Raw genomic sequence first — 4400 nt, forward strand, 5'->3', positions numbered from 1 at the left:
GCCTACGACGCGTCGCAGCTCGAAGGCGCGGTCATGGTGTTTGCCGCCAGCGGCGACGAGGAACTCGACCGCCGCGTGGTCACGGATGCGCGGCGCTTAAGCATTCCGGCCAATGCCGTCGATCGGCCTGAGCTTTGCGATTTCTTCACCCCGGCGCTGGTCAACCGCGCACCGGTCGCCATCGCCATCGGCACGGAAGGTGCAGGCCCGGTGCTTGCCCAGATGCTGCGCGGCCGCATCGACCGCATGCTGTCGCCGTCGCTCGGGCCGCTGGCAATTCTTGCCGCTTCGTTTCGCGGGGCTGCCGAGAATCTGCTGCCGAGAGGCAGTGCCCGCCGTCGCTTCTGGAATGATTTCTTCGCTGGCGCTCCTGCCCGCGCGGCTGAAGCCGGCCAGCTTTCGCAGGCGCATGATGCCGCCGTCGATCTTTTGCTGTCGAATGTGCCGGCTTGCGGCCACATCGCCCTGGTCGGCGCCGGCCCTGGGGCCGAGGATCTTTTGACCTTGCGTGCCCATCGTTTGCTGATGGAAGCCGATGTCATCGTCCATGATGCGCTGGTGCCGGAGGCGGTCGTTGCCATGGGTCGCCGCGATGCTGAGCGCCTGCCGGTCGGCAAGCGCAAGGGCTGCCACACCAAGAGCCAGGCCGAGATCAATGCGTTGCTGGTCGAGCTTGGCCGTGAAGGCAAGCGTGTCGTGCGGCTGAAGTCGGGCGATCCGCTGGTGTTCGGCCGGGCCGGCGAAGAGATGGCGGCACTGCGCGATGCCGGCATCGCCTATGAGGTGGTTCCGGGCGTCACCGCGGCTTTTGCCGCCGCCGCCGATTTTGAACTGCCGCTGACCTTGCGAGGTGTTTCCTCGTCGATGGTGTTCACCACGGGCCACGACCTCAAGGGCAATTCGCTGCCCGACTGGGCCAAGCTCGCTATTTCGGGCGCCACCGTCGCCGTCTATATGGGCCGCTCGGTGGCGGCCGAGGTTGCCGGCCGGCTGATCGAGGCCGGGCTGTCGCCGGATACGGCGGTGGCCGTGGTCGAGAATGCCAGCCTTGCCAACCGGCGCCGCTTCCACGGTACGCTTGCCGACCTGCCGTCGCTGGAAGCGCGCGCCGATCTTTCCGGTCCGGTCATGACCATCATCGGCGATGCGGTCGCCGGCGCCAACTTTGAACGGTCCGAGCCGCTCGCGGCACACAGGCATGAAGGCGCGTCCAGTTCGGTCGCCGAAGGAGTTCAGCAATGAAGATACTGACCGCCAACCGCCTGACCGACGGCATTGCCGTCTGGTATGCCGATGGGGGCTGGGCCGAGACGGTGGACCATGCCGACCTCGCCCATGACAAGGCAGCCGAGGATAGGCTCGAGGCGATCGGCGCCAAGGCCTACGCCGCCAACGAAGTGGTCGACGTCAATTTGATCGATGCGGACGTCGTCAACGGCGTCGTCGAGCCGGTGCGGTTGCGCGAGAAAATCCGCGCCGCGGGCCCGACCATCCGCAACGATCTCGGCAAGCAGGCTGGCAAGCAGTCAACTTGGGCAGCATAACCAAGACACCAGGCATGGGCGGACGCGCCCTGAAAGACGAAGCATGTACCGTTACGATGAGTTCGACCACGATTTTGTCCAGGCCCGCGTCGCCGAGTTCAGCGACCAGGTCCAGCGCCGCCTTGCCGGCGAGATCACCGAGGACCAGTTCCGGCCGCTGAGGCTGATGAACGGCGTCTACCTTCAGCTGCACGCCTACATGCTGCGCATCGCGGTGCCCTATGGCACGCTGAACGGCAAGCAGTTGCGCATGCTGGGCCACATCGCCCGCAAATACGACAAGGGCTACGGCCATTTCACCACGCGCCAGAACATCCAGTTCAACTGGCCGGCGCTGTCGGACATTCCGGCGATCCTGGCCGATCTGGCAAGCGTCGAGATGCACGCCATCCAGACCAGCGGCAATTGCATCCGCAATGTCACCGCCGACCATTTCGCCGGTGCCGCCGCCGATGAGGTCGCCGATCCGCGCCCCTATGCGGAAATCCTGCGCCAGTGGTCGTCGGTGCATCCGGAATTCTCGTTCCTGCCGCGCAAGTTCAAGATCGCGGTGACGGGTGCCGAGCGCGACCGCGCCGCCATCCAGACCCACGACATCGGCCTGCACCTGAAGAAGAACGCCGCCGGCGAACTCGGCTTCGCCGTCTATATCGGCGGCGGCCAGGGCCGCACGCCGATGGTCGCCCGCAAGATCCGCGACTTCCTGCCGGAAGCCGACCTCTTGTCCTACTGCACGGCGATCCTGCGCGTTTACAACCTCTATGGCCGCCGCGACAACAAGTACAAGGCGCGTATCAAGATCCTCGTCCACGAGACCGGCGTCGAGGAAATCACCCGCCAGGTCGAAGCCGAGTGGCAGGAATTGAAGGACGCGGAGTTGAAGCTGCCGGAAGCCGATATCCGCGCCATCGAGGCCTATTTCGCACCACCGGCGCTGACCGAGCGGCCGGAGGGCGACCAGGCGGTCAAGCTGGCGCGGCTGGATTCCAAGGGGTTCTCGGAGTGGCTCGACCAGAATGTGGTGACGCACCGCCATCCCGACTACGCGGCAGTGACGATCTCGCTCAAGGGCATTGGCGAGGTGCCGGGCGACGCCTCGGACAGCCAGATGGAAGCGGTCGCTGACATCGCCGAGACATATGCCTTTGACGAGCTGCGCGTCAGCCATGAGCAGAACCTGATCCTGCCGCATGTGGCGCGCGCCGACCTCAAGGCGGTCTATGATGCGCTGGTCGGCATCGGCCTGGCGACGGCCAATTCCAACCTGATATCGGACATCATCGCCTGCCCTGGCCTCGATTATTGCGCGTTGGCCACGGCGCGCTCGATTCCGATCGCGCAGGAAATATCGCGCCGCTTCGCCTCGCTGGAGCGGCAGCGCGAGATCGGCGAACTGAAGCTGAAGATCTCCGGCTGCATCAACGCCTGCGGCCATCACCATGTCGGCCATATCGGCATCCTCGGCGTCGAGAAGAAGGGCTCCGAGCTCTATCAGGTGACGCTGGGCGGCTCGGCCGACGAGAACACCTCGGTTGGCGAGATCATCGGCCGCGGCTTCTCATCGGATGAGATCACCGACGCCATCGAGCAGATCGTCGAGACTTATCTCGGCCTTCGGCTCGACCCACAAGAGAAATTCATCGACGCCTACCGCCGAGTCGGTCCTGCGCCGTTCAAGGAGGCGCTCTATGCTGGCGAAGCCAAGGCCGCTTGACCATATTGCCGATGTCGATGACGGCATCGCCGCCAAGGCGGCGGGGCTCGATGCGCTTTACGGTCATCTGAACCCGCTCGAGATCATCGAACGCTCGGCCCGCGAACTGTTCCATGACGAGATCGCCGCAGTGTCGTCGTTCGGTGCGGACTCGGCTGTGCTGCTGCACATGATCGCCAAGATCGACCGCACGCTGCCGGTCATCTTCCTCGACACCGGCAAGCATTTCGAAGAGACACTCGGCTATCGCGACGCGCTTGCCGCCGATTTCGGGCTGACCAACATAAGGGTGATCAAGCCCGAGGAAGCGGCGCTCGAACGGATCGATCCGATGGGCAATCTGCATCAAAGCAACACCGACGCCTGCTGCGACGTGCGCAAGGTCGAGCCGCTGGCGCGTGGCGTCGCCCCCTTCCGTGCCTGGTTCACCGGCCGCAAGCGCTTCCAGGCCTCGACCCGGGCAGCACTTCCGGTGTTCGAAGCGGTCGGCCCGCGCATCCGTATCAATCCGCTGGCGCACTGGACGACATCGGACCAGGCCGACTATATGCGCGCGCATGCGTTGCGCGAAAATCCGCTAGTCGCTTATGGCTATCTGTCGATCGGCTGCTTCCCGTGCACGCAGCCGGTGCAGCCGGGCGAGGACGCGCGCAGCGGCCGCTGGGCCGGTCATGCCAAGACCGAGTGCGGCATTCACCTGTCGGGGCTGGAGAAGTCGCTGACCGACGCATCCCTTTAGGGTATGTTGATATACAGGTGAGGCCGGCTTGCGAACTGCAGCTTCCGGTGCTCACGTACTTCAAGTACGCTCCCTCCGGTTCTCGGAAGCCACCATTTTCGGCGCGGCCTGACCTGAACCTCAACACACAATGAGCTTCTTTGAATTTTTAGGAATTTTTGATGACTGAACCGACGACACCGGAGATCCGCCTCTGGACCCCGACGGGTTTTCGCGAGGACGAGTGGGCTCATGCCGAAAGCGCGGACGCGCTGTCCGGCAACGGCCGCTTCATCCTGCCGCTGCAGGCGTTCCTCGATCTCGATCCGGAGGTGCGCCGCTCCGCCAGAGAACGGCTCGGTGTGGTGCTGCAGCCCGGCGATCAGCTCGAGAAGATCGCCGATCTACTCGACCAGCTCTCGCT

The 4400-nt window shown here is 64.6% G+C and carries 4 protein-coding genes and 1 pseudogene; all 5 read left to right on the forward strand.

Annotated features, from left to right (window positions below; all coding sequences use genetic code 11):
* The coding region (gene cysG / locus EN935_RS24025) for a siroheme synthase CysG (RefSeq protein ID WP_127373673.1) at positions 1-1242 on the forward strand (1242 nt) is incomplete at its 5' end.
* Positions 1239-1544: a DUF2849 domain-containing protein gene (locus EN935_RS24030; RefSeq protein WP_109658823.1), complete on the forward strand. Its 306-nt coding sequence runs from the start codon at positions 1239-1241 to the stop codon at positions 1542-1544. The genes cysG and EN935_RS24030, both read left to right, overlap by 4 nt.
* Before the next feature lie 43 nt (positions 1545-1587).
* Positions 1588-3258 carry a nitrite/sulfite reductase gene (locus EN935_RS24035; protein ID WP_109658824.1) on the forward strand — a complete coding sequence of 557 codons (1671 nt, stop codon included), beginning with the start codon at positions 1588-1590 and terminating at the stop codon, positions 3256-3258.
* Positions 3233-3997, forward strand: a complete 765-nt coding sequence (locus EN935_RS24040) for a phosphoadenylyl-sulfate reductase (protein ID WP_127265747.1) — start codon at positions 3233-3235, stop codon at positions 3995-3997. The genes EN935_RS24035 and EN935_RS24040 overlap by 26 nt, the downstream gene beginning before the upstream one ends.
* Positions 3998-4158: 161 nt before the next feature.
* Positions 4159-4400, forward strand: a pseudogene (locus EN935_RS24045) (hypothetical protein); the annotation flags it as partial.

This window comes from Mesorhizobium sp. M7D.F.Ca.US.004.03.1.1 (genome assembly GCF_003998635.1).
In the GTDB taxonomy this organism is placed as follows: Bacteria; Pseudomonadota; Alphaproteobacteria; order Rhizobiales; family Rhizobiaceae; genus Mesorhizobium; species Mesorhizobium loti.

What these genes read in the sequence shown, in the direction of transcription:
- EN935_RS24030 (WP_109658823.1), top strand. Translation starts at nt 1,239, where the DNA reads ATGAAGATACTGACCGCCAACCGCCTGACCGACGGCATTGCCGTCTGG.
- EN935_RS24035 (WP_109658824.1), top strand. Translation starts at nt 1,588, where the DNA reads ATGTACCGTTACGATGAGTTCGACCACGATTTTGTCCAGGCCCGCGTC.
- EN935_RS24040 (WP_127265747.1), top strand. Translation starts at nt 3,233, where the DNA reads ATGCTGGCGAAGCCAAGGCCGCTTGACCATATTGCCGATGTCGATGAC.